20 protein-coding genes are annotated in these 25,445 nt (G+C 58.5%); 18 read left to right on the top strand and 2 right to left on the bottom strand.

The features are described 5' to 3' along the window. Window positions 1–106 precede the first annotated feature (106 nt). The 6 genes from MITSMUL_RS11860 to MITSMUL_RS11830 all read left to right on the top strand — a co-directional run bounded on the left by MITSMUL_RS11860 (window position 107) and on the right by MITSMUL_RS11830 (window position 6,803). The gene (locus MITSMUL_RS11860; RefSeq protein ID WP_005843069.1) at window positions 107–862 is read left to right on the top strand and encodes an MBL fold metallo-hydrolase; all 756 of its coding nucleotides are present in this window, start codon (window positions 107–109) and stop codon (window positions 860–862) included. A 51-nt stretch (window positions 863–913) separates the two neighbouring features. Then, window positions 914–2,011: a S1C family serine protease gene (locus tag MITSMUL_RS11855; RefSeq protein ID WP_050751713.1), complete on the top strand. Its 1,098-nt coding sequence runs from the start codon at window positions 914–916 to the stop codon at window positions 2,009–2,011. A 12-nt stretch (window positions 2,012–2,023) separates the two neighbouring features. Further along, a complete protein-coding gene (rlmH, locus tag MITSMUL_RS11850; protein ID WP_005843065.1) occupies window positions 2,024–2,503 on the top strand; it encodes a 23S rRNA (pseudouridine(1915)-N(3))-methyltransferase RlmH in 480 nt (159 codons plus the stop codon). Between the two features lie 14 nt (window positions 2,504–2,517). Continuing rightward, complete coding sequence (locus tag MITSMUL_RS12590) at window positions 2,518–3,600, top strand: 5-bromo-4-chloroindolyl phosphate hydrolysis family protein (RefSeq protein WP_005843063.1); 1,083 nt, start codon at window positions 2,518–2,520, stop codon at window positions 3,598–3,600. Between the two features lie 5 nt (window positions 3,601–3,605). Further along, window positions 3,606–4,772, top strand: a complete 1,167-nt coding sequence (locus tag MITSMUL_RS11835) for a toxic anion resistance protein (protein ID WP_040636478.1) — start codon at window positions 3,606–3,608, stop codon at window positions 4,770–4,772. A 96-nt stretch (window positions 4,773–4,868) separates the two neighbouring features. Then, window positions 4,869–6,803, top strand: coding sequence for a penicillin-binding protein (locus MITSMUL_RS11830; protein ID WP_419537972.1), 1,935 nt, complete (start codon window positions 4,869–4,871; stop codon window positions 6,801–6,803). Window positions 6,804–6,867: 64 nt separating this feature from the next. Here MITSMUL_RS11830 and MITSMUL_RS11825 read toward each other — a convergent pair whose 3' ends face one another. Further along, a complete protein-coding gene (locus MITSMUL_RS11825; protein WP_005843057.1) occupies window positions 6,868–7,947 on the bottom strand; it encodes a glycosyltransferase family 9 protein in 1,080 nt (359 codons plus the stop codon). Window positions 7,948–8,052: 105 nt separating this feature from the next. Here MITSMUL_RS11825 and MITSMUL_RS11820 point away from each other — a divergent pair, with 105 nt between their 5' ends. The 5 genes from MITSMUL_RS11820 (at window position 8,053) to ychF (ending at window position 14,979) form a co-directional block, all read left to right on the top strand. Continuing rightward, entirely contained in the window at window positions 8,053–11,289 is a 3,237-nt protein-coding gene (locus MITSMUL_RS11820; RefSeq protein ID WP_005843055.1) for a DEAD/DEAH box helicase, read from the top strand. A gap of 77 nt (window positions 11,290–11,366) precedes the next feature. Further along, window positions 11,367–11,810 carry a ribose 5-phosphate isomerase B gene (rpiB, locus tag MITSMUL_RS11815; RefSeq protein ID WP_005843053.1) on the top strand — a complete coding sequence of 148 codons (444 nt, stop codon included), beginning with the start codon at window positions 11,367–11,369 and terminating at the stop codon, window positions 11,808–11,810. A 75-nt stretch (window positions 11,811–11,885) separates the two neighbouring features. After that, window positions 11,886–13,133, top strand: coding sequence for a serine hydroxymethyltransferase (glyA, locus tag MITSMUL_RS11810; RefSeq protein WP_040636477.1), 1,248 nt, complete (start codon window positions 11,886–11,888; stop codon window positions 13,131–13,133). 88 nt (window positions 13,134–13,221) lie between these two features. After that, a complete protein-coding gene (gene upp / locus MITSMUL_RS11805) occupies window positions 13,222–13,848 on the top strand; it encodes a uracil phosphoribosyltransferase (protein ID WP_147652948.1) in 627 nt (208 codons plus the stop codon). Window positions 13,849–13,872: 24 nt separating this feature from the next. Beyond that, window positions 13,873–14,979 carry a redox-regulated ATPase YchF gene (gene ychF, locus MITSMUL_RS11800; protein ID WP_005843047.1) on the top strand — a complete coding sequence of 369 codons (1,107 nt, stop codon included), beginning with the start codon at window positions 13,873–13,875 and terminating at the stop codon, window positions 14,977–14,979. A 60-nt stretch (window positions 14,980–15,039) separates the two neighbouring features. Here the strand turns inward: ychF and MITSMUL_RS11795 are convergent, their stop codons facing one another. Further along, window positions 15,040–15,819, bottom strand: coding sequence for a carbon-nitrogen family hydrolase (locus MITSMUL_RS11795; protein WP_005843045.1), 780 nt, complete (start codon window positions 15,817–15,819; stop codon window positions 15,040–15,042). Window positions 15,820–15,836: 17 nt separating this feature from the next. On the opposite strand from MITSMUL_RS11795, the gene MITSMUL_RS11790 reads away from it, so the two are divergent. The 7 genes from MITSMUL_RS11790 (at window position 15,837) to MITSMUL_RS12995 (ending at window position 25,400) form a co-directional block, all read left to right on the top strand. Beyond that, window positions 15,837–16,034, top strand: coding sequence for a DUF951 domain-containing protein (locus MITSMUL_RS11790; RefSeq protein WP_005843043.1), 198 nt, complete (start codon window positions 15,837–15,839; stop codon window positions 16,032–16,034). A 280-nt stretch (window positions 16,035–16,314) separates the two neighbouring features. Then, complete coding sequence (locus MITSMUL_RS11785) at window positions 16,315–17,589, top strand: porin (RefSeq protein ID WP_005843042.1); 1,275 nt, start codon at window positions 16,315–16,317, stop codon at window positions 17,587–17,589. A gap of 278 nt (window positions 17,590–17,867) precedes the next feature. Then, entirely contained in the window at window positions 17,868–19,154 is a 1,287-nt protein-coding gene (locus MITSMUL_RS11780; RefSeq protein ID WP_040636476.1) for an S-layer homology domain-containing protein, read from the top strand. Window positions 19,155–19,510: 356 nt separating this feature from the next. Beyond that, the gene (locus MITSMUL_RS11775) at window positions 19,511–20,812 is read left to right on the top strand and encodes a putative porin (protein WP_005843038.1); all 1,302 of its coding nucleotides are present in this window, start codon (window positions 19,511–19,513) and stop codon (window positions 20,810–20,812) included. 389 nt (window positions 20,813–21,201) lie between these two features. After that, window positions 21,202–22,410 carry a hypothetical protein gene (locus MITSMUL_RS11770; RefSeq protein WP_005843034.1) on the top strand — a complete coding sequence of 403 codons (1,209 nt, stop codon included), beginning with the start codon at window positions 21,202–21,204 and terminating at the stop codon, window positions 22,408–22,410. A 21-nt stretch (window positions 22,411–22,431) separates the two neighbouring features. Beyond that, window positions 22,432–23,403 carry a phosphatase domain-containing putative toxin gene (locus MITSMUL_RS11765; protein ID WP_005843032.1) on the top strand — a complete coding sequence of 324 codons (972 nt, stop codon included), beginning with the start codon at window positions 22,432–22,434 and terminating at the stop codon, window positions 23,401–23,403. 74 nt (window positions 23,404–23,477) lie between these two features. After that, a complete protein-coding gene (locus MITSMUL_RS12995) occupies window positions 23,478–25,400 on the top strand; it encodes a phosphatase domain-containing putative toxin (RefSeq protein WP_005843030.1) in 1,923 nt (640 codons plus the stop codon). Window positions 25,401–25,445 lie beyond the last annotated feature (45 nt).

Raw genomic sequence — 25,445 nt, 5'->3', positions numbered from 1 at the left:
CTGTGGCGCTGAAATCGTGCAGGAAATAGTGTATAATGAAAGATGGCCTGCTGGTGAGTGATTGCAGGCCGTTTACAGGATTTTGAGCTAAGATAGGGGAAGAGACATGCAGGTATCGGTACTCGCTAGCGGCAGCAAGGGCAATGCGGTCTATGTGGAAATGGACGGCGTGCGGCTCCTGCTCGACGCGGGCATCAGCGCGACGCGCATCAAGAAGGGGCTGGCCGCCGAGGGCATTGACGCAGCCTCACTTGACGGCGTGCTCATCACGCACGAGCACCGCGATCACATCGCGGGCCTCGTGACGCTCTCGAAGTGGTATGAGCTGCCGATTTTCACGCGGCGCGCGACGATCGAGCACATGAGCTGCCGCAGTTCCATCCCCGCCGAGCGCTTCCACGCAATCGAGGGGGCATTTTGCATCGGTGACCTGACGATCGATCCGTTCAGCATCCCGCACGATGCGGCGGACCCCGTGGGCTACCGCATCACGGGCTCCTCGCGTTGCACGCTCGCGACCGATCTCGGCTTCGTGACGGCGAGCGTCCAGGAGGCCATCGACGGAGCTGACGTGCTCGTCCTCGAGGCCAATCACGACCCTGAGGTGCTCAAGCACGGCGACTACCCGTGGGCACTCAAGCGGCGCATTCTGTCGAACCGCGGCCATCTGGCCAATGCCGATGCCGCCTGGGCGCTCGTGCGCATGAAGAAGCGGCCCGCGCATGTCTTTCTCGCACACCTCTCAGAGAAGAACAATACGCCGGAACTCGCCGAGAACACGGTGGAGGAGATCCTGCACCGCCAGGGGCTCGATATCCCCATCTGCATGACGGCACAGGACCGGGCGGTCCACCTTCACTGAGCAGTCAATTGTTGTCTTTGCTTGTCTTTGATGGTACGGAGGAATCTCAAAATGAAGAACATTGTTTCGAATTTCAGCCATAAGAACCATAAACGCCTCGCCGTGCTCGTCGCGGCTGCCTTTGTCGTCTCGGCCGTCTCGTACGCCGGCTGCTCGGCCGCTTCGTCGAGCGCTGCGGCAGAGGCCGCGACGGATAGCATCTCGAGTGCGCGCAACACGCCGGCCGTGTACGCGGCTAAGACTGTCGGCCCGGCTGTCGTCGGCATCACCAATAAGGCCATCGCGCGCGACTGGTTCGACAACCCCGTTGAGACGGAGGGCGTCGGCTCGGGCGTCATCTTCAAGAGCGACGGCTACATCGTCACGAACAATCACGTCATCAACGGCGCTAAGGAGCTCATCGTCTCGCTGTCCGACGGCCGCAGCCTCAAGGGCAAGGTCATCGGCGCGGATGAGGTCACGGACCTCGCCGTCGTCAAGATTGACGCCAAAGACCTGCCGACGGCAACGTTTGCGGACTCTGACCAGATTGTCGTCGGCGAGCCGGCCATCGCCATCGGCAACCCGATGGGCCTCGAGTTCCGAGGCAGCGTGACGAGCGGCGTGGTCAGCGCGCTCAACCGCACGCTCGACAACAGCGACAGCCGCGTCAAGCTCTTGCAGACGGATGCCGCCATCAACCCGGGCAACTCGGGCGGTGCGCTCGTCAATGCCGACGGTGAAGTCATCGGCATCAACAGCGTCAAGCTCGCGGCCAATGGCGTCGAGGGCATGGGTTTCGCCATCCCGAGCAATACCGTCCAGTCGGTCATCAAGGAGCTCATGGACAAGGGCTACGTCGCGCGCCCATACCTCGGCGTCTCGGTCTTTGACCCGGAGACGGCAGCCCGCTACGGCTACTCGCTCGCCATCGACAAGGGCGTCTACGTCTTCAAGCTCGTGCTCGGTGGCCCGAGCGACAAGGCCGGCCTGCAGCGCGGCGACATCATCCTCAAGGCCGACGGCGATGAGGTCAACAGCATCGGAGACCTGCGCGCGAAGGTCAGCGCCCACAAGGTCGGCGACACGATCACGCTGACGATCGACCGCAACAACCATGAGCGCACGGTCGATGTCACGCTCGAAGAGATGCCGCAGGATAAGAAATAAGAAGAGACCAACATGAAGATAACGATTGTTTGCGCCGGCAAGATCAAGGAGAAGTATTTGAGTGCCGGCATCGCAGAATTCCTCAAGCGGCTCAAGCCCTATGCACAGGTCGAGATCCGCGAGATTCACGAGGAGAAGATGCCAGAGGACCCGTCGCCTGCTGAGAAGGAGCAGACGCTTGCAAGAGAGGGCGAGAAGCTCCTGAAGCTCGTGCCGGATGGCAGTTATCTCTATGTGCTCGACGTCTACGGGAAACTCAAGTCCTCCGAACAGCTCGCCAAGGAGATTGCAGACCTCGGGCTGCGGGGCAGGAGCAGCATCACCTTCCTGATCGGCGGGGCCTTCGGTCTCTCGGAGGAGGTGCGCGCCCGTGCGGATGAGCGCATCAGCTTCTCGCCGATGACCTTCACGCACCAGATGGTGCGCCTGCTGCTCGTCGAGCAGATTTACCGCGCGTTCAAGATCAACCGCGGCGAGAAATACCACTGGTGAAAGGCGGTGACAGTATGAAAGGCTTTTTGTGGACCCTCAGCGCGTTCTTTTTCCTGATGGGCTGTGGCAGCATCGACTACTTGCTCAAGAATCCCGACTACATCGCCTTGCCGGCCGGTATGACAGCAATCTGTGCAGTCCTCTGCATCTACTTCGGCTATCAGGCGAAGACCTATGACGGCCGGCCCATCGACCGCCACCACAAGCTCGAGCTCAAGGATTATTCGGCGGATGAGGCAGAGCTCATCGAGACGAGCTGGCAGAAGGCCATCGTCGACTACACGCGCGTCGAAACGGCGCGCAAGACGATACGCGACGGCGAGCTGCGTGAACAGCTCGCCGTGATGCAGCAGGTCGCCTCGAATCTCCTCGACTACCTCGAGAAGCACCCGAAGGCCATCCCTGCGGCGCGCCGCTTCATCGACACGTATCAGGACCGCGCGGCGAACCTCGCGGAGGAATACCGCGAGCTCGAGAAGACGGGCCTCGACACGGAGCAGGTCGCCGACACGCGTGCGAACATCAAGGAGACGCTGTACTCGTTCGACGAGGCGTACGAGAAGGAATTCGAGCGCGTCCTCGGCGACAAGCTGCTCGACATGGACGCGGAGCTCGCCGTCCTGCAGAAGACGATGGCCGCCGACGGCATCGAGAATCTGCCCGAGCACGAGGCGAAGAAGCCATCTGCAATGGTGCAGCAGAATGACGAAGAGAAGACGACGGTCCTCAAGGATGTGCGGCGGCTCTTTGACAAGAAGGAGCCAGTCGTGCATGGCACGGGCCTGCAGAACCGCGGCGGCCGCAAGCACCCGCGCCGCCGCGCCTTCCGCGCGGCCGAGACCTTCCGCATCGCGATGCCGGAGGAGCTGCGCGGCAGCGTGCTCAAGGAGAAACTCATCATGAGTGCACTGGCCATCTTCGGCGGCTGCATCGGCGCCCACAAATTCTATCAGGGCAAGACAAAGTGGGGCATCCTCTACCTGCTCTTCTGGTGGACGGCCATCCCCGGCATCGTCGGCTTCTTCGAGGGTATGCGCTACCTCTTCATGTCGATGGACGATTTCTATGATATGTACTACCAAGGCAACAGGCGGTGATTTTTATGGCAAAGGATATCGATCTTTCAGACCTCCTGACGCATCATCAGGAACAGCAAGGCACCGAGGCGAAGGCCATCGTGCCGGAGAAGGTCGAGCGCGAGGTCGAAACGGCTGTCGACACACTGACGCCGGAGGAACTGACGAAAGTCGAACAGATCAAGGACAGCATCGACATGACGGACTCCGAGGCGCTCCTGACGTACGGCGCACCCGCGCAGAAGAAGATTGCGGCGTTCTCCGACAGTGTCCTCGCGCAGGTGCGCGCGAAGGACAGCGGCGAGGTCGGCCAACTCCTAAACAGCCTCGTGACGGAGGTCAAGGAGTACGACGAGAAGAGCCAGGGCGGCTTCCTGCGCAAAGTGCCGCTTATCGGCAGTCTCGTCAACAAGGCGGACAATGTCAAGCAGGGCTACGAGAAGCTCTCGGTGCAGGTCGAGCGCATCGCCGGTGCGCTCGAGCAGTCGCGGCTCAAGATGATGAAGGACGTCGTGCTCTTCGACCGGCTCTACGACGAGAATCTCACCTACTTCAAGGAGCTGCAGCTCTACATCCGGGCCGGCGAGGAAAAGCTCGAGGAGATGCGCACAAAGACGTTGCCGAAGCTCCACGCGCAGGCTGCGGCGGCTAACGACCCGATGGCCGTACAGGTCGTCGCGGACTTCGAGGCGGGCGTCAACCGCTTTGAGAAGAAGCTCCACGACCTCAAGATCAGCAAGACGATCGCCATCCAGACGGCGCCGCAGATCCGCCTGATCCAGAACAACGACAAGGCGCTCATCGACCGCGTGCAGACGGCCATCTACTCGACGATACCGCTCTGGAAGAACCAGCTTGTCATCGCGCTCGGCCTCTCGGCTCAGCAGAAGGTCCTGCGCATGCAGCAGGCCGTCAATAACACGACGAACGAGCTCCTCAAGCGCAATGCAGAGCTCCTGCAGCAGAACTCGGTCGAGACGGCGCGCGAGAACGAGCGCAGTATCGTCGATGTCGAGACGGTGCGCGAGGTCAACGAGAAGCTCATCCAGACGATCGAGGATACGGTGCGCATCCAGCAGGAGGGCCGCGCGAAGCGCCAGGCCGCCGAGAAGGAGCTCGCCACGATCGAGGACCGCCTGCGCGAGACCCTGCTGCGCCACAGCGGCAGGAGCGAGGCGGGGACGAAGCAGTGAGACATGGGATGAACATGGGGATTTGGGATTTACTTGGAGTGAATGAATGAGATGAAGACGGATAGACGGGTTTGGCTGCAGAAACACATCCTGGCGATGGTGTACGTGATTGGGGCGCTCTTCGGCGTCATGGTGATTCGCTACGCCTGGCTGCAGCTCGTAGAGGGTGATGCGCTGTCGGAGCGCATGCGCAATCAGGTCGGGTACGACTTCGCCATCCAGTCCCCGCGCGGCACGATCACGGACCGCAACGGCCGCGAGATGGCCGTGAGCCTCATGACAAAGTCGCTGTACATCGACCCAAACCATGTCAAGGACCCGGAGACATTAGCTTCTGACCTCGCGCCGCTCATCAACATGTCGGAGCAGGAGCTCCTCGACGACATCTCAGCGGGCGGCGGCTTCGTCTGGGTCAAGCGCCGCATGGAGCACGATGAGTACGAGACCGTGCGCAAGATGATCCGCGAGAAGTCGTATACGGACTGCGTCGGTTTCCGCGATGAGGCCAAGCGCTACTATCCGAACGACATCCTCGGCGCCAACGTCCTCGGCTTCGTCGGCACGGACGACAAGGGCCTCGATGGCATCGAACAGGGCCTCGACGGCCTCTTGAAGGGTGAGGTCAAGGAGAAGTACCTGACGACGGACCGCCAGAACCGGCCGATACTCGACTCAATCTTCTCGAGCCAGCGCCAGTACAAGGGTGAGTACTGCAAGAACGTCGAGCTCACGCTCGACGGCGGCATCCAGTTCATCGTCGAGCAGGAGCTCGACCGCGCGATGGCAGAGAACAACCCGCAGGCCATCACCTGCGTCGTCATGAACCCGAAGACGGGCGAGGTCCTCGCGATGGCCTCGCGGCCCTCCTACAACCCGAACAGCTTCGCCGACTACTCGCCGGAGGTCTGGAAGAACCGCGCCGTCTCCTTCATCTACGAGCCGGGCTCGACGTTCAAGTCGGTTGTCGCGGCCGCTGCCCTGCAGGAGAAGGTCGTCTCGCCGAACCAGGTATTCGTCGACCCGGGCTACGTCATGGTCTCGGGCCGCCGCATCCAGAACTGGAGCGGCACGAGCTTCGGCACGGTGACGTTCACCGACGTCGTCAAGCAGTCGCTCAACACGGGGTTTGCGCAGGTCGGCCTGCGGCTCGGCGCGCAGAAGCTCACGGACTACGCGAAGCTCTTCGGCTTCGGCACGCCGACGGGCATCGAGCTGCCGGGCGAGGAGGGCGGCCTGCTCTTCAACCCGGACGACATGCGCGACTCGGACGTCGCGACGATGGCCATCGGCCAGAGCATCGCGGTGACGCCGCTGCAGCTCGTCACGGCCATGTCGGCCATCGCCAATGACGGCGTGCTGCTGAAGCCCCACATCGTCAAGAGTATCACGAATGCAGACGGCTCCGTCTACGAGGAGAAGGGCACGACAGAGGTGCGCCGCACGATCGAGTCGGCGACCGACAAGACGCTCGTCGGCCTGCTCGAGCAGGTCGTCGCGAGCGGCGGCGGCAAGAAGGCCGCTGTCAAGGGCTACCGCATCGCCGGCAAGACCGGCACGGCCCAGAAGATCCGCCCCGATGGCTCGGGCTACATGGAGGGCCATTACATCGCCTCGTTCTGCGGCTTCGCACCGGTCGAGGACCCGCAGATCACCGTGCTCGTCATGATTGACGACCCCGGCACGGGCAACTACTACGGCGGCCAGATCGCCGCACCGGTGGCCAGCCGCATCTTCACGCAGCTCTTCCGCTACCTGCACATCGAGCCGTCGAGCGATCCGTTCGCCGGCATGGAGTCGAAGGCAAAGCCCTCGGCCAAGACGCAGAAGTCGTACTCCGGCAACGTGCCCGACGGCAAGGTCGTCGTGCCCGACTTCGCCGGCAAGAGCATGCGCGAGGCCGCCCAGCTTGCCTCCGACCGCGGCCTGAACTGCGACCCCGACGGCTCCGGCTACGCCGTGAGCCAGAGCATCCCCGCGAACACGCTAGTCGACAAGGGTACAACAGTCACCGTGCAGTTCCAGTCACAGTGATGTCATCAAAAAAACAGGCTATCAAGAGCGAATCTTGATAGCCTGTTTTGTTGCATAGAGGTAGTCAGTGGTAGAGCAGCCCGAGCAGGGCTTTGGTCACGGTGCCGGGCTTGATGGCGTTCATGCAGGCATTGGTCTTGTGACGGCACTTCGTCTTGCAGCAGGCGGTGCACTTGTTGGGCGAGAGGATGAAGTGGTGGCCTTTCGTCAGCGGGCCGTAGATACCGGGGTGGGTCGGGCCCCAGAGGGAGAGGGTCGGCAAGCCGACGGCCTCGGCGATGTAGAGGGGCCCTGTGTCGCCGGTCAGCAGCAGGTCGGACTCGCGGAAGATGGCGGCAAGCTCCAGGAGGCTCGTCTGCCCCGCAATCGAGAGCGAGGCGCGGCCCTCCATCTCCTGCTGGGCGCGTTCGATGTATACCTGGTCGGACGGCGCGCCGGTGAAGACGATCTGGATGTTTTCGGGCAGGTTGGCGAGCGCGCGGCCGAAAAACTCAGGCGGCCAGTTCTTGTCGGGCCAGGTCGTGCGCGTGTTGACGAGCAGCAGCGGGCGCTGTGGGTCGTGCAGCGTGACTGCCTTGTCTGCGAAGAACTTCTCGGCGAATCCCTCATAGGCGTCGGGCAGCTTGAGCACGAGGCCGGGCTCGAAGTCCTCCGGCCCGATGCCGAGCGGCGCAAGTGCCGTCATGTAGCGGCGTATCTTGTGGCGCTCGGGGATGTCGGGCGCCATCTCGGTCATGAAGAGGAAGTTGCCCTCGTGGCGCTCGTGGATGCCGATGCGGCGCGGTGCGCGGCTCATGCGCGTCAGGATGCCCGAGAAGAAGAGCCCCTGGATGTCGAGCGCGATGTCGAATTCGTACTGGTGCAGCAGCGCTGCGGCCTCCTTGAGCGTCTGGCGGACGGTGCGCAGGTCGAGATGCTGAGCTGCCTTATCGAAGGTCCGGCGGTCCCAGACAAGCAGGCAGTCGATGTCGGGATTGTTCTCGAGCAGGATGCTCGCGGGCGGGCTCACGAGCCAGGTCACATGGCAGTCCGGCACGAGACGCTTGAGGTTGTGGACGACGGCTGTCGAGTGCAGCACGTCGCCGATGGCACTGAGGCGCACGACGAGGATGCGCGCGCCGTGCGGAAGTTTCTGTTCGTTCATGATGCTCTCTTTTCTGTTCGCAGTGAGTGAAATATGCTAAGATAAAAGAAATGAATTCTACTTTATCTTAGCATAGTTATCAGGCAGAGGAAAGGCGGGAATACCGTGATTGATGAGGAGCAGATCCGGGCCGTGGCGACGGATGCCGCGTACAAGCGCGGTGTCCGGTACTTCCGGCGCGGTGCGGTGGCGCAGTTGGAGCGTCAGGCAGATGGCAGGAGCTACGCGGCTGTCGTCGCGGGGACGGAGGCGTATCACGTCCGCATCGGCCTGACCGAGGCGGGCGATGAGGTCGAGTCCTTCCACTGCGACTGCCCGGCCGCGGCGCAGTACCTCGGCGCCTGCAAGCACGTCGTCGCCGTGCTCAAGGCCGTCCAGCAGCAGGTGGCAGACGACAGCGGGGCAGCCGGCACGGATGCGGGCGGACGCCGCCTGCTGAAGAGCTTCCGAAACGCAGAGCAGCTGACGCCTGCTCCCTTGCAGGAGCCTGTCTACCTCGTCCCGCGCCTCTTCGTTGAGAGCGCGCCCGGCAGGGTCGAGAGCTGGCTCGAGTTCCGCATCGGCATGAGCCGTCTCTACGTCGTGCGCAATGTCATGGAACTCTTGCAGAGCCTGATGGCGGGGGAGGATTACCCTCTCGGCCGCAGCAGCGTGATCCACATGGCCTCGCTGCGCTGGGCCGACCGCGTCTCGAAAGAGCTCTGGGCCTTTATGAAGCAGGCGTACCTCGACGAGAAGAGCCTGCTGCGCCATCAGCCGGCGCTCTCCTACATGCATGCATTGCAGAAGAGCACGGTCTTCGAGCACAAGGTGATGCACCTGACGCCGAGCCTGCTCGCAGCGTTTCTCGCCATCATGGGCGAGCAGTCCATCGAGCTGCACATCGACGGCAGTGAGGCCATCGATGTGCACCTGCGCGAGGGGAAGCCACAGCTTCATCTCGACGTCAGCCGCGTCGGCGGCCAGAACGGCTGCATCCGCCTCGATGACGGGGACCTCACGCCCCTGTCGGAGGACTGCTGCCTGCTCTACCAGTCGGAGGGCATCTACCGGGTGGATGAAGCGTTCGGGCGCGCCTTGCAGCCGCTCTGGCAGACGTTTGCCCGCACGACGAGCGTGCAGCTTTCGCACGCCGACATGACGCCGTTCTTCAGCAATATCCTGCCGGCCGTCGAGAAGATTGCGGACGTCGATGTCGATGCGGCCTTCGAGGAGGAGTTCCTGCTCGTGCCGCTCGCCGCCGAGCTCTACCTCGACTACGAGGGCGCGGGCATCGCGGTGAAGCCTGTCTTCGTCTACGGGCACATCCGCTTCAACCCCGTCGTGCAGGCGGCGCCGGAGGCAGACGCCCATCATCTGCTCGTGCGCGACAGCGAGGCGGAGCAGGAGCTCCTCGCCGTCTTTGCGCGCTACGGCTTCACGAAAAAGCGCGACCAGTTCGTCCAGATCGACGAGGAGAAGAGCTACGACTTCCTCACGCAGGGCCTCGAGGAGCTGCCGGAATCCGTCGAGATCTTCTACGAGGAGAGCTTCGAGCGGCGGCCCGTGCGGCCCATGCCGAAGGTCACGGCAGGCGTCAGCGTCAACGACATGGACCTCCTCGAAGTCACCTTCAACATGAAGGACGTCGACTTCGCGGAGCTCCTCGACATCCTCGACTCCTACCGCCAGAAGAAGCGCTACCACCGCATGAAGGACAGAAGCTTCGTGACGCTCGGCGACCAGCAGCTGCGCGCGATTGCTGAGCTCGTGGAGAATGCGGGGCGCAAGAAGAAAGACCTCGCGAGCGGCAAGCTCGAGCTGCCGCTCTCTGAGGCCATGTACCTCGACGCGCTGGCCCGTGAGGACCAGGGCCTGCAGCTCTCGCGCAGCCGCCGCTTCCGCGAGGTCGTGCGCGGCATCCGCCAGCCGCAGGAGGCCGACTACGAGGTGCCCGTCTCGCTGCAGCCTGTGCTGCGCGACTATCAGGTCACGGGCTTCAACTGGCTCTCGAGCCTCGCTGACCATCACCTCGGCGGCATCCTCGCCGACGACATGGGCCTCGGCAAGACATTGCAGGTCATCGCTTTCCTGCTCGCGCGCAAACAGGCGGGGGCGAAGCCGTCCCTCGTCATCACGCCGACCTCGCTGCTCTACAACTGGCTCGAGGAGATCGGCCGCTTTGCGCCATCTCTTAAGGCCTTGGCCGTCGCTGGCACGAAGGCGGAGCGGGCGGCACAGCTGCAGGCGCTCGCGGGCATCGACGTCGTCGTGACGACATACGACACGCTCAAGCGCGACATGGACCTCTACCAGCAGCAGGAGTTCCGCTACGTCTTCCTCGACGAGGCCCAGCACATCAAGAACCCCGCGACGCAGAGCGCGCGCGCCGTCAAGCGCCTTCCGTCTGAGAGCTGCTTTGCGCTGACGGGCACGCCAATCGAGAACACGCTGACGGAGCTCTGGTCCATCTTCGACTTCCTGATGCCTGGGTACCTCGGCAGCCAGGCGAAGTTCAAGCAGCGCTTCGAGATCCCCATCGTGCGCGCCGAGGACAAGAAGGCTGCCGCGCAGCTGCGGCAGCGCGTCATGCCCTTCATCCTGCGCCGCATGAAGAAGGACGTCTTAAAGGAACTTCCCGACAAGGTCGAGCGCAAGCTCATCGGCGAGATGACACCGCAGCAGACGAAGGTCTACCGGGCTTACTTCATGAAGAGCCAGCGCGACTTCATGCGCGAGGTCAGCCTCGCGAGCCCCGGCGAGCGGCGCATCAAGATTCTCGCCATCCTCACGCGCCTGCGCCAGATCGCCTGCGATCCCGCCTTGTTCCTCGAGAGCTATCACGGTGGCTCAGGCAAGCTCGACATGCTCGAAGAGCTCATCGAGGAGGCCATCGAGGGCGGCCACCGCCTCTTGATCTTCTCGCAGTTCACGACGATGCTCGCGCACATCGCTGAGCGGCTGCGCCGCAAGGGACTCGCGTACTTCAGCCTCGACGGCGCGACGCCTGCGCTGACGCGCATGAAGCTCGTGCGCGAGTTCAACCGCGGCGCCGTACCGATTTTCCTGATTTCCCTGAAGGCGGGCGGCACGGGGCTCAACCTCACGGGCGCCGACATGGTCGTCCACTTCGACCCGTGGTGGAACCCCGCCGTCGAGGACCAGGCGACCGACCGCGCCTACAGGCTCGGCCAGCGAAACAATGTCCAGGTCTTCAAGCTTATCATGAAGGGGACCGTCGAGGAAAAGATCTATGAGCTGCAGGAAAAGAAGAAATCCCTGATCGACCAGATGATACAGCCCGGCGAGAATTTCCTCGCCAAGCTCACCGACGAAGAAATCCGCGCGCTTTTTCAGGGCTGATAGCGCCTTGCATGTGTTTTTTTTGCCGCGCAGGTGTGATAGAATAAGAAAGAGTATGGAAGAAAGGTGGAGAAACCATGAACATTACGATTGGCAGTGACCACGGCGCGGTAGCGCTCAAGGACGAGGTCAAGATGGTCCTGAAGGAATACGAGGATATCAAGGTAACGGATGTCGGCACGTTCGGCACGCAGTCCGTCGATTACCCTGACATCGCCGAAAAAGTCTGCGCAGACGTGACGAGCGGCAAGGCCGACTTCGGCATCGTGCTCTGCGGTACGGGCATCGGCATCTCGATCGCGGCCAACAAGGTCAAGGGCATCCGCTGCGCACTCTGCAACGATGTCTACTCGGCCAAGAAAGCGCGCGAGCACAACAACGCCAACGTCCTCGCGATGGGCGGCCGCGTGCTCGGCTTCGGCCCAGCTGGCGAGATCGTCCGCGCTTTCGTCGAGAGCTCGTTCGAGGGCGGCCGCCACGAGCGCCGCGTCAACAAGATCATGGCAATCGAGCAGAAGTAAGCTCCTGCCATCCGTTAGCCAAGCAATATGCATAGGGAAGCTGCCGAGACCCAGCGGCAGAGAAGGAGGAACCCAATGAGCCTGATGGACACACTGAAACAGTCGGATCCGGAAATCGCGAAAGAACTCGACCTCGAGCTCAATCGCCAGCGCACGAAACTCGAGCTCATCGCCTCGGAGAACATCGTCTCCAAGGCCGTGATGGAAGCGCAGGGCAGCGTGCTGACGAATAAGTACGCAGAAGGCTACCCGGGCAAGCGCTACTACGGCGGCTGCGAGTACGTCGATGTCGTCGAGCAGCTCGCCATCGACCGCGCCAAGAAGCTCTTCGGCGCGGAATACGCCAACGTCCAGCCGCATTCCGGCGCACAGGCCAACATGGCCGTCTTCTTCGCGCTCTTGACGCCGGGTGACACGGTCATGGGCATGAACCTCACGGACGGCGGTCACCTGACGCACGGCAGCCCGGTCAACATGAGCGGCAAGTACTTCAAGATCGTGCCATACGGTGTTGACAAGGAGACGGAGCGCATCGACTACGACGCGCTCGAGAAGCAGGCTGAGGAATGCAAGCCGAAGATGATCGTCGCCGGCGCATCCGCCTACGCGCGCATCATCGACTTCCCGCGCCTCGCAGAGATCGCCCACAAGGTCGGTGCCTACCTCATGGTCGACATCGCGCACATCGCCGGCCTCGTCGCCGCTGGCCTCCATCCGAGCCCGGTCCCGTACGCCGACGTCGTCACGACGACGACGCACAAGACGCTGCGCGGCCCGCGCGGCGGCATGATCCTCTGCAAGGACGCAGAGTTCGGCAAGCAGTTCAACAAGGCTGTCTTCCCTGGCATCCAGGGCGGCCCGCTCATGCACGTCATCGCAGCGAAGGCCGTCGCGCTCGGCGAGGCACTGCGCCCTGAGTTCAAGGAGTACGCAGCGCAGACCATCAAGAACGCCAAGGCGCTCGCTGAGACGCTGCAGCAGGATGGCTTCCGCATCGTCTCGGGCGGCACGGACAACCACCTGATGCTCGTCGACCTCACGAGCAAGGACATCACGGGCAAAGAGGCTCAGAACGTCCTCGACGAGGTCAACATCACCTCGAACCGCAACACCATCCCGTTCGAACCGCGTTCCCCGTTCGTCACGAGCGGCATCCGTCTCGGCAGCCCTGCCCTGACGACGCGCGGCTTCAAGGAAGACGACATGCGCGAAGTCGGCAACATCATCGCGCTCGTCTTGAATGACCCGACGAACGAAGAGAAGAAAGAGGAGGCACGCCGCCGCGTCGCCGCCCTCTGCAAGAAATATCCGCTTTATGAATGACAGGTAGACACCTGCGGAATAAATGACACGGCCCCGCTCTGCGGGGCTCTGTATTGTGTAGAAAGGGGTATCTTACATGGCTGAACCAATGAACGTCCACGTCATCGACCATCCGCTGATCCAGCACAAGCTCACGATCATGCGCATGAAAGAGACGGGCACGAAGGACTTCCGCGAACTGCTCGAGGAGATCTCGATGCTCATGGCTTATGAGATCACGCGCGACTTCCCGCTCAAGGAAGTCGAGATCGAGACGCCGATCTGCAGGTGCAAGGAGAAGATGCTCGCCGGCAAGAAAGTCGGCGTCGTGCCGATCCTGCGCGCCGGCCTCGGCATGCTCAATGGCGTCGTCAACATGATCCCGGCGGCCCGCGTCGGCCACGTCGGCATGTATCGCGACCCGAAGACGCTGAAGCCGGTCGAGTACTACTGCAAGCTGCCGGGCGACGTCGCCGAGCGCACGCTGATCGTCGTCGACCCGATGCTCGCCACGGGCGGCAGCTCGTCGGCCGCGCTCTCGCTGCTCAAGGAGAAGGGCGCCAAGCACATCATCCTCATGTGCCTCGTCGCCGCGCCTGAGGGCGTCCGCGTCATCAACCACGACCATCCAGATGTGCCGCTCTACGTCGCAGCCATCGACGAGAAGCTCAACGACAAGGGCTACATCGTCCCGGGCCTCGGCGATGCCGGCGACCGCATCTTTGGCACACTGTAATCAAATGTAAGGGAGAAATCAGATTTGAGTAACTTAGAAGTTGGTATTGTCGGCCTGCCGAACGTCGGCAAGAGCACGCTTTTCAATGCCATCACGAAAGCCGGCGCAGAGGCCGCGAACTTCCCGTTCTGCACGATCGAGCCGAATGTCGGCGTCGTCGCCGTACCAGACCCGCGCCTCAAGGTCCTGCATGAACTCTACAACTCGAAGAAGACGACGCCGGCCTCCGTGCGCTTCGTCGACATCGCCGGCCTCGTCAAGGGCGCGTCCAAGGGCGAGGGCCTCGGCAATAAATTCCTCGAGCACATCCGCCAGGTCGATGCCGTCGCACATGTCGTGCGCTGCTTTGTCGACCCGAACATCACGCATGTCGAGGGCGGCATCGACCCGCTGCGCGACATCGACATCATCCAGACGGAGCTCTGCCTCGCTGACCTCGAGATCGTCGAGAAGCGCATCATGAAGCTCGCGAAGATCGCGAAGTCCGGCAACAAAGAGGCGAAGGTCGAGGATGAGATTCTGCGCCGCATCAAGGCTGCGCTCGATGAGGGCACGCCGGCACGCCAGGTCGACCTCTCTGAGGATGACCTCGAGCTCATCAAGGAGATGAACCTCCTGACGCTCAAGCCGACGCTTTACGTCACGAACGTCGCCGAGGACGAAGTCGCTACGGCTTACGACGAGAACCCGTACGTCCAGCAGGTCAAGGAATACGCGGCCAAAGAGGGCGCGGAAGTCGTCGCTATCTCGGCAAAAGTCGAGTCGGAGATCGCCGAGCTTGACGAAGAAGAGGCCAAGGCCTTCCTCGAAGACCTCGGTGAGACGGAGAGCGGCCTCGACCGCCTGATTAAGGCAGCGTTTGACCTCCTGGGCCTGCAGACCTTCCTGACGGCCGGCCCGGATGAGTGCCGCGCCTGGACCATCGTCAAGGGCACGACGGCACCGAAAGCTGCCGGTAAGATCCACACGGACTTCGAGCGCGGCTTCATCCGCGCCGAGATCGTCAACTACAACGACCTCATCGCCGCTGGCAGCGTCGCCGCCGCACGCGAAAAAGGCCAGGTCCGCGTCGAGGGCAAGGACTACGTCATGCAGGATGGCGACGTCGTCAACTTCCGCTTCAACGTGTAATAGTGTGATAATGAGAAAAAGACTGCCGCGCTTTGCGACAGTCTTTTTGATAACAGTGTTTCAGTAGAGCTCGGGGCGGCGGTCGGCGAAGACGTTGATGGTCTCGCGGATGTGGCGGCGCAGGCCGGGGCGCAGGCGGGCGGTCAGGATGGCCTCGCTTTCACCTGCTTCGACGATGGCCTCGCCCCAGGGGTCGAGGATGGCGGAGTGGCCGGCGAGGTGGTTGCCCTGCTCGTCGGTGCCGGCCTCGTTGGCCGCGATGACGTAGAACTGATTCTCGATGGCGCGGGCGCGCGTGAGGATCTGCCAGTGGCTCAGGCGGCTGGCGGGCCAGGCGGCGGGCAGGAAGAGCACGGCGATGTCCTCGAGCGCGAGTTTGCGGATGAACTCGGGGAAGCGCACGTCATAGCAGACGGCGACGCCGCAGCGCACGCCGTCGAGGCGGAAGGTCACCATCTCTCTGCCTGCCGCGAAGTCCTTGCTCTCGCCGCTCGGGGAGAACAGGTGCGTCTTGTCGTACGAGGCGACTTCTGTGCCCGTGCGATCGAAGACGTAGCAGGTGTTGTAGACCTTGCCCTCGCGCCGGTTGGCGACCGTGCCGCCGACGATGTTCACGCCGTTCGTGCGCGCGAGCTCGGCGAGCACCGTGCGCGACTGCTGGCCGTCGAGATCCGCGTGCACGGCAATCGGCTGCGGGTAGAAGCCGAGCCGCCAGAGCTCGGGCAGCACGAGCACATCGGGCTCTGCGCGCATGGCCTCTGCGACCATGCGGCGCAGCGTCTTGATATTATCATCGGGCCGGGCGAAAGCGACCGGCATCTGCAGAATCGAGATTTTCATTAGGAGGCCTCCAAGATATGATGGAAAAACAACAATATGCCGTCGGCGACATCGTGCGCATGAAAAAAGCACATCCGTGCGGCTCGAGTGAATGGGAGATCCTGCGCACCGGCATGGACTTCCGGCTCAAGTGTCTGGGATGCGGGCATCTCGTCATGATGCCGCGCACGAAATTCGAGAAGATGGTTCGCGCCGTCCGTCACCAAGAGGGGTGACGCTGCCTTCATTTTACCACATCATCTGCCGTCGTGCAGTCACATGTGGCAATCGATGGGTTGACAATGTGACACATGCACCCTGCATTACATGAGTGGAACGTTAGAATTTGCCCTGCAGGTTTACAAATGCGTTTTGACGTGTTACAATGACAACGTTCAATGAGGAACCAAAGAGCGTCAGGAATCCTGAGGAAACGTGGACACTCATGCGGTTCTTTTTCTTTGGTCCCGTTTGAACGAGAATTGTAATCGTTTTATACCAAAGGAGGAGTTCTTCATGAAAAAGACTCTCGTATCCGCACTGACGACGGCTCTCGTTGTCGGCGCTGTCAGCACGACGTTTGCTGCTGCTAACCCGTTCTCCGATGTACCGGCTGACCACTGGGCTTACGACGCTGTATCCCAGCTCGCAGCTGATGGCGTCATCGAAGGTTATGGCGACACGACGTTCCGTGGCAACCAGAACATCACGCGTTATGAGATGGCACAGATGATCGCCAAGGCTATGGCTAAGAGCGATGTCTCCGCTGCTGATAAGGCCTTGATCGACAAACTCGCTGCTGAGTTCTCCGATGAGCTCAACAATCTCGGCGTCCGCGTAAGCAACCTCGAGCGCAATGCTGACAAAGTAAAGTGGACGGGCGAGGCTCGTTACACCTACACGAGCGCACGTCATGAGGACGAGAAGAACGACAACACGGACAAGCTGCAGTTCCGTCTCTACCCGACGGCTGAGGTCAACAACAACTGGCATGTCAATGCTCGTCTGACGGCTAATACGGATCTTTCCAGCGACAAGGGCGACGATGGCAATGTCAAGCTGACGTATGTTTATGCAGACGGCCAGTATGGCAACTTCAACGTCAAGCTCGGCAAGATGCCGCTGTACTCCGTTGCTGATGATGGTCTCGTACTGGATGACTTCTTCTCCGGTGCTCAGGTCAACTTCGGTAAAGACCTGAAGGCTACGCTCGAAGCTGGTCGTTGGAATCTGGCAAACGATGCTAATGGCCACATTGCTGATGCTGCAACGAATGACGATGCTGCAAACTATCAGGGTGCAGAACTGAACTACGGCCCGAATAAGCTCCGCCTCGGTGCTGCTTACCGTCACTTCAATAGCGCTGCCTTCACGAACATTGCTAACTACAGCAACGATTCCAAGACGGACGATGCCAACATCTGGTCCGTCGGCGCTGGCTACAAGTTCGACCATAACTGGAATCTCTTCGGTGCTTTCGCTCAGAACACGGAAGCCGACAACTACGATACGGCTCACAACATCCAGCTGTCCTACAAGGGCTCGGATACGGCCAACAAGGGTACGTGGGGCGCTTATGCCGCTTACCGTTACCTCGGCCAGAACGTTTCGCTTATGCCGACGTATGATACGGCCCATTATAATCACCTCAACGAGAAGGGCTGGGAAGTCGGTGCAAGCTACGTTCCGTTCACGAACGTCTACACGGCTGTTGAGTACTTCGATGGCAAAGACCTCGCTACGGACCGCGATGCCAAGACGCTGTTTGGCCGCGTAAGCTTCTTCTTCTGATTCCATCAGCAGAAGTCATATTCCGCAATCAAAAGACCGTTCCTTCGGGAGCGGTCTTTTTTGCGCGCATAAGATGCAGAAAATTAATAGGATAGATTTGATTGCTAAGATAGAAACATATCCGGGATAATTTGTAATTTGAACAGGATTGTGTTACACTAATAACTAATTGGATGAGGTCATAAAGAAAAGAACTGAGGAAACATGGACACTCATGAACACCTTCTTCGTGAAATCAGCCAAGAATGACCAAATGTTTTATGAAGGAGGAGTTCTTTATGAAGAAGACTCTTGTATCTGCATTGACGACGGCTCTCGTTGTCGGCGCTGCCAGCACGACGTTTGCTGCTGCTAACCCGTTCTCCGATGTACCGGCTGACCACTGGGCTTACGACGCTGTATCCCAGCTCGCAGCTGATGGCGTCATCGAAGGCTATGGCGACACGACCTTCCGCGGCAACCAGAACATCACGCGTTATGAGATGGCTCAGATGATCGCCAAGGCTATGGCCAAGAGCGATGTCTCCGCTGCCGACAAGGCCCTGATCGACAAGCTCGCTGCTGAGTTCTCCGATGAACTCAACAACCTCGGCGTCCGCGTCAGCAACCTCGAGCGCAATGCTGACAACGTCAAGTGGAACGGCCAGGCTCGTTACCGTTACTGGAGCCAGCGTTATGAGAACGAGAAGGGCTCGAAAGACAAGAAAAACACGGATCAGCTCAACTTCCGCCTCGAGCCGAGCGCTGAGGTCAACAAGAACTGGCATGTCAAGGCTCGTATCGATGCATTCATGAATCCGAGCAAAGACGAGACGTCGGATCTGACGGTAAAGCGCGTTTGGGCACAGGGCGACTACAAGAACTTCCAGGTCAAGCTCGGCAAGATGCCGTTCTTCTCTACGGAGACGGCTGGCATGCTCTTCGATGATCAGTTCTCCGGTGCACAGGTCACGTTCGGCAACCAGCTCAAGCTCACGGCTGAGGCTGGCCGTTGGAACCTCAACAGCGCCAACAAGCAGTCGAACCTCAACGATGCAGCTGGAAAGACGGATGACGATGCTGCCAACTATCAGGGTATCGCTCTGAACGGCACGGCTGGCAAGCTCTATGGCGGTGCTGCTTACCGTCATTTCAACAGCAACGTCTTCACGCAGACGAAGGGGTTCGAGAAGAACACGGATGAGGCCAACATCTGGTCTGTTGGTGCTGGCTACAAGTTCGACAAGAACTGGAACCTCTACGGCGCTTATGCCAAGAACGAAAAGGCTGAAGCAGATGCTACGGCACATAACATCCAGCTCAACTACAAGGGCGCTCAGAAAGCCAACAAGGGATCTTGGGGGGCTTACACGGCTTACCGCTACATGGGCCAGAATGTCGCCTTTGCTCCGACGTACGAGACGTTCCTCAACGCTGGCGTCAACAATGTCAAGGGGTGGGAAGTCAGCACGGAGTACGTTCCGTTCACGAACGTCACGGCTGCCGCTTACTACTTCAACGGCAAGAAGCTTGATACGGACAGAGATGCAGAGCTGCTCTTCGGCCGCGTGAACTTCTGGTTCTGATAACATAGCCTCGGTTGTTTCCAGGTCTATAGCAAAAAGCCTTCCGCTGGCATCAGCGGAAGGCTTTTTTTGCCTGCAGATTCTCAATGATAGCGATAGTTGATTAAGCAAACTATTCTAAGCAAAGTGTAATGGACTTCTAACGGCTGTGTAATTGTAATTGACTGAGTCAAGTAATATAATGATGGTGTCAAAAGGAAAGGGGCAGGGAACTCAGAGGAAACATGGATACTCGCGATTCTCCCGCTCTCATTCCTGACAGTGGCCGCGAAGGCGGCGCGGGGCACTTGCCTCGACTGACTTGATGCCTTCTATATCGGCGAAGAGCCATAGAAGGAAGATGGGAGGAATTCATCATGAAAAAGACTCTTGTATCTGCATTGACGACGGCGCTCGTAGTTGGCGCTGCATCCACGACGTTTGCCGCTGCAAATCCGTTCTCCGATGTGCCGGCCGATCACTGGGCTTACGACGCTGTATCCCAGCTCGCAGCTGACGGCGTCATCGAAGGCTACGGCGACACGACGTTCCGCGGCAACCAGAACATCACGCGCTATGAGATGGCGCAGATGATCGCCAAGGCCATGGCCAAGACGGATGTATCCGCTGCCGACAAGGCCCTCATTGACAAGCTCGCCGCTGAGTTCTCCGATGAGCTCAATACGCTCGGCGTCCGCGTCAGCAACCTCGAGCGCAACGCTGACAAGGTAAAATGGAACGGCGAGGCCCGCTACACCTACACGAGCACGCGCGACAAGTCGAAAGAGGACAGCAAGAGCAACGATGATGAGTTGCTGCTGCGCCTCGAGCCGTCGGCTGAGGTCAACCGCAACTGGCACGTCAACGCCCGCCTCGATGTCTCCACGGACCTTGCCAAGGACAGCACCGACCCGAATGGCAGTCATGGCGATGAGCAGGACACGGATGTGACGCTGCAGCGCCTCTGGGCAGATGGCCAGTACGGCACGACCAACATCAAGGTCGGCAAGCTGCCGATGCAGCTCGACAGCAACCTGCTCTTCGATGATGAAATCTCCGGCGCCGCCATCACGACGGGCAAGGACCTCAAGGTCACGCTGCAGGCAGGCCGCTTCGATCTCAATGGCGATACGAACAACAGCGCTGTCAACAAAGCTGCTTCGGAGAAAGACGACACGGCCAATATGCAGAGCGTCGGCCTGCAGTACGGCAAGGGCAAGCTCAGCCTCGGCGCCGGCTACCATCATCTGAACAGTGATGCTTTCACGGCGATGGGCACGAGCTACAAGTCCACGCAGGATGAGGACAATGCCGACATCTGGAGCGCCAACTTCCACTATGCGTTCGACAAGAACGTCGCCCTCGGCGGCGCTTATGCCGAGAACACGAAGGCCGACGACTACAAGAAGGCCGGCACGGTCGAGCTCGACTACAAGGGCGCGGAGCCTGCCAACAAGGGCACCTGGGGCGCTTATGCCGCTTACCGCTACCTTGGCCAGAACGTAGCCTTTGACCCGTCCTACGATGGCGCTTGGGCCGGCACGAAGGGCTGGGAAGTCGGCACGAACTACACGCTCTTCAAGAACACGGTAGCAAGCGTCAAGTACTTCAACGGCGAGAACATCGACAACGGCAAAGATGCCGAGAAACTCTTCGGCCGCGTCGAATTCCACTTCTGATAAAACGAATCCCACTTCTCTCAAACATCATCATAGAACCAGAACCGAGAACAGCGGTCCCTTTTGGGGCTGCTGTTCTTTTGTTTATGGGGCTGATACAAGGTAGACACCCACGATTGTTATTTTTTCCTTGCTTTTCTATACGATATTGTTAATTTTTTGAACATTCACCCGTAATTCTGCTGCAGAAGGACGTGGGATATAGTCAGAAAGTTTCCTTTAATACAAATAAACGCAAGAATACATAGATTTTCGTGAGGTTTCCGCAAAATACAAGAGGAATTGATATGGAACAATCTGCTACAATAAGAACCAGATAAGTCATAACAGCGCGCTTGACCTTCTGTCATAGGAAAGAATCACAAGAATCATATTAGGGGGATTTGCAGATGAAGAATCAAAAGAAAGCAATCGTCTTGGGCATTACGGCTACAATGCTGATGCCAGTATGCTTTAATGGCGGCACAGCAGAAGCAGCTGCTGCAGATACCGACGTAGCAGCTATGCAGGCAGAGATCAATGATTTGACGGCACGCTTGACCGATTTGGAGAACAGCTTGGCTGCTGCGAAGGAAAAGCAGGAGGCAGCTAAGAGCGAGAAGAAGGCCAAGAAAGAGGCACCGACGATCAAGTGGTCGGGTTCTACAAAGTCTGGTTACATGTATGACGAGAAAAAGACCGGTAAGATCAAGGCGGAAGCGAAGATTTTAGCAACGACAGTAGTAGATAAGACGTACGATGTCGGTCTTGGCCTCAAATTCAAGTCGACATCATCTGAGCCGAATGGTAAAAAGTACTCTTCGGAAAAGAACAAGATCAAATTAGAGCAGGCATATGTCGGTCGCTCCTTCGGCCCTGTCTATGTGAAGGCTGGTGTTCAGACGGTATCCCTTGGTGAAGGTCTTTGGCTCTCTAAATCGAGCGTGAATCAGTTCACGGCCAACTATAAAATGACGCCACATGATGCGCTGTATCTCGGCTATGGTCGCGATTCACAGGATTACCTGGTCAATGATACGAGTGATGACAATCCACCCGCTCGCACGCGCCTGCTGAAATTTGCACAGTATCAGCATGATTTCTCGAAGGATGCATATGCTGGCCTGTATTTCGGTACACAGCAGCCTGAGCGCTACTTCGGTGTTTATGGCTCAACGCCGGTTGTGGGCAAGTTTGGCGTCTCCGCTGAATATGTACGGAATACCAATAAAACCAAACCTGGCTTTGGTAAGGTAGATAACGGTTATGGTTATGAGTACTTTGGCGCCAATAAGAATACGCAAGGTTATGTCATCAGCCTGAATTACGGTAAGGCTAAGAAGAAGGGAACCTGGGATATCATTGGACAGTATCTCAATGTCGACCAGAACCTCTTTATGAATGATAACTACACGGATTGGGATGATTACATCACAGCCGATGGTTTCAAAGGATTTGGCTTGATCATGGATTATGCGACGAGCGATCATTCCAAACTCTCGTTGCTCCGTTATTGGGCACATACGAACCCGGATGGTGCCAATGTGGATAAAGATGGCAACTCGTTGGAGAAATCCCCGCATTATTCCACGTATCTGAAGTTTACGACGAAATTCTAAGCAACGACCCCGCTAAAATCCATGAAGGAGGAAAATGTCAGCATGAATTATTCAGGAATCAGCAAAAGAATTGCAGCTCTTACTGTTGCGGCGATGTTGTCGACGGCTGCGGCATTTGCCGCAGAGCCAGTACCGGGCGTGCAGATTCTCAAATACGATCGCCCCGCGGCTGTCTCAGAGATGCCCGCCAATTTTCGCACGGCTCAGAGCCAATATAAGACGGCAAAGGATGGAATCTATCCCTCGCGTGAAGGCCTGGATAAACTGCGTCAGTCCGGTAGCAGCTTCTTCTCCAAGAATGAATTCAAGGAACTCCTGAAGCATGTACCAGCCAAGGATCTTGTCGTCATCGATTTGCGCAATGAATCGCATGGCTACATCAATGATGATGGCATCAGCTGGTATTCGCGCTACAAAACCTTCAACAAAGGTCAATCGGCCAAGGAAATCGATCGCCGCGAGAAGAGCATGCTCGAAACGGCCAAGATGAACCAGGATGTTGATATCGCTACGCTGGACAAGCACAAGGATATTGCTTCGCAGAAGGTCGAACATGTCAATTCGGTACAGACCGAAGAACAGTTCGTCAAATCGATGGGCGTCAAGTACTATCGTGTGCCGGTCATGGACTACTCTGCACCGACCCCGGCAAATGTCGATGAATTCTTGGCCATCTACAAGAAATTGCCGAAAAATGCTTGGATTCATGTTCACTGCGAGGCCGGTGTAGGCCGCACGACGATTTTCCTCTCGCTCATGGATATGATTAAGAACGCCGACAAGCTTTCCTACGACGATATCATGACGCGCGAAGTGTTGCTTGGTGGTCAAGATGTCCGCAAGTCGGCAGAGACAACGAAGGATGCCTATAAGAAAGGGAACTATCCGAAGCGCGCTTTGTTCACGCGTCATTTCTACGAATACGTCAAGGCTAATCCACAGCTCAAGAAAACGTACACGCAGTGGACAAAAGAAAATGGATTTGAATTCTGATCAAAGGTACGGTAAAATTTGATTCGCTACGTATATAAAGCATATGTTTGCTTTAGAAGAGGAGTGAAAATCTTATGATAAGTTTCAAGAAAAAGACATTGCTCTCTGTTGCCGTTGCTGTTATGCTCGGCAGTGCACAGCTGCCGGGGACCTCGTGGGCTGCACAGGCACCAGCTGCAGTCGTACAGGAAGTCTCGGCTGAAGCTCAGGCTCCTGCGGTCGTCAAGAATCCGCCGAAACTTGCTTTGAAGATTGACCGCGCTGACGTCAATCAGCTGCCACGCAACTTCCGCACGGGTAATGACAAGTATGTTGGTGTGACGAAAACCGGTATTATGCCGACTCGTAAAGGCATGGATACGATGAATGTCTCGGCTTCCAGCTGCTTCTCTGAGAAGGAATTGGAAGCAATCCTCAAAAAGGTGCCGGTAAAACCGTCGCAGTTCTATGATGTGGATCTGCGCGGCGAATCGCATGGCTATCTCAATGGTACGGCAGTTAGCTGGTTTGCCAACCATGACTGGGGCAATGATGGTCGCACCGAAGACATCATCATCCCGCTGGAGAAAGAGCAGCTCGCTTCACTCAAGGATAGCACCGTTAAATCGATTTATCGTTTTGATGATAAAAAGAATGTGCTCCTTTCCCCGGTCTATGTCAACTATAACAAAGTTCGCACCGAGGAAGAGATGGTCAAACAGCACGGCGCTAACTACTTCCGCCTGACGCTGCAGGATCACTTCCGCCCGGATGATCCCGATGTCGACAAGTTCCTGGAGTTCTATAAATCCCTACCGAAGGATGCATGGCTGCATTACCACTGCTATGCCGGCATGGGCCGCACGACCATCTTCATGGTCATGCACGATATTCTCAAGAATGCGAAGGATGTCAGCTTCGACGACATCATCCAGCGTCAGAAGCTCATCGGCATTGTCGACCTCAGCGAGATTCCAGATAAGAAGAAGAACTACGGCCGCAAGGCGTATATCGAACGCTATCAGTTTGTCCAGCATTTCTATGATTATGTAAAAGAGAATCCTGACCTCAAGACGCCGTACAGTGTCTGGGCCAAGAAGAACAAGGTCAATTCGTGGGAGCCGGATTACAGCGGTTACATCTGGCGCATGGACACGAAAGACCGCAATCAGCTGCCACGCAACTTCCGCACGATGAATTCGGCCTTCAAGACGGATGTCAATCTCAAGAAGACAGGCAAGGGCTTCAACCCGACGCCGACGCGCAAGGGACTTGATACGCTCTACATGTCGGGCAGTGCGGAATTCTCCAATGGTGAGCTCCAGGCAATGTTGCCAGTCCTCAAACAGCAGGCGAAAGGTCCTATCTACATCATGGACCTCCGTCAGGAGACGCACGGTGTCTTCAACGGCAATGCAGTCAGCTGGTACGGTCTGCGCGATTGGGGTAATCTCGGCAAGAACAAGGCAGAGGTACTCAAGGACGAGAACAGCCGCCTGAACGCAGCAAGAGGCAAGAGCCTTATCGTAGCAGCGCTTGATAAGAATAAGATGCCAATCGATCCGAAACCAGTCAAGATTGATTCCGTCATGACGGAACAGCAGTTGGTCGAGAAGAATGGCCTCCATTACTATCGCATTGCGGCAACGGATCACATCTGGCCGTCGGCCGCCAATATCGATGAGTTCATCAACTTCACGCGCACGATGCCGGCAAATGCTTGGCTGCATTTCCACTGCCAGGCTGGTGTAGGCCGCACGACGGCTTACATGGCCATGTACGATATGATGAAGAATCCGGATGTCTCGCTGGGCGATATCCTCTCGCGTCAGTACCTGCTCGGCGGCAACTACGTTGCTTATGAAATCGCAAAACCGAAGCCGGATCAGTGGAAGGCTGACTATTATCACCAGAAGGCTCACATGGTAGAGAAGTTCTATCAGTACGTCCAGGAGAATCATGCGGACGGATTCAAGACGAGCTGGAGTCAGTGGCTCGCCGCACATCAGGATATCTGATGCTGATGAAGCGTATTCTCAACAAACAACTTTGATTCAGCGGAC

This window comes from Mitsuokella multacida DSM 20544 (assembly GCF_000155955.1).
Taxonomy (GTDB): domain Bacteria; phylum Bacillota; class Negativicutes; order Selenomonadales; family Selenomonadaceae; genus Mitsuokella; species Mitsuokella multacida.
The sequence above is the reverse complement of the archived record's forward strand: the minus strand, read 5'-3'. Positions and strand labels throughout refer to the sequence as shown.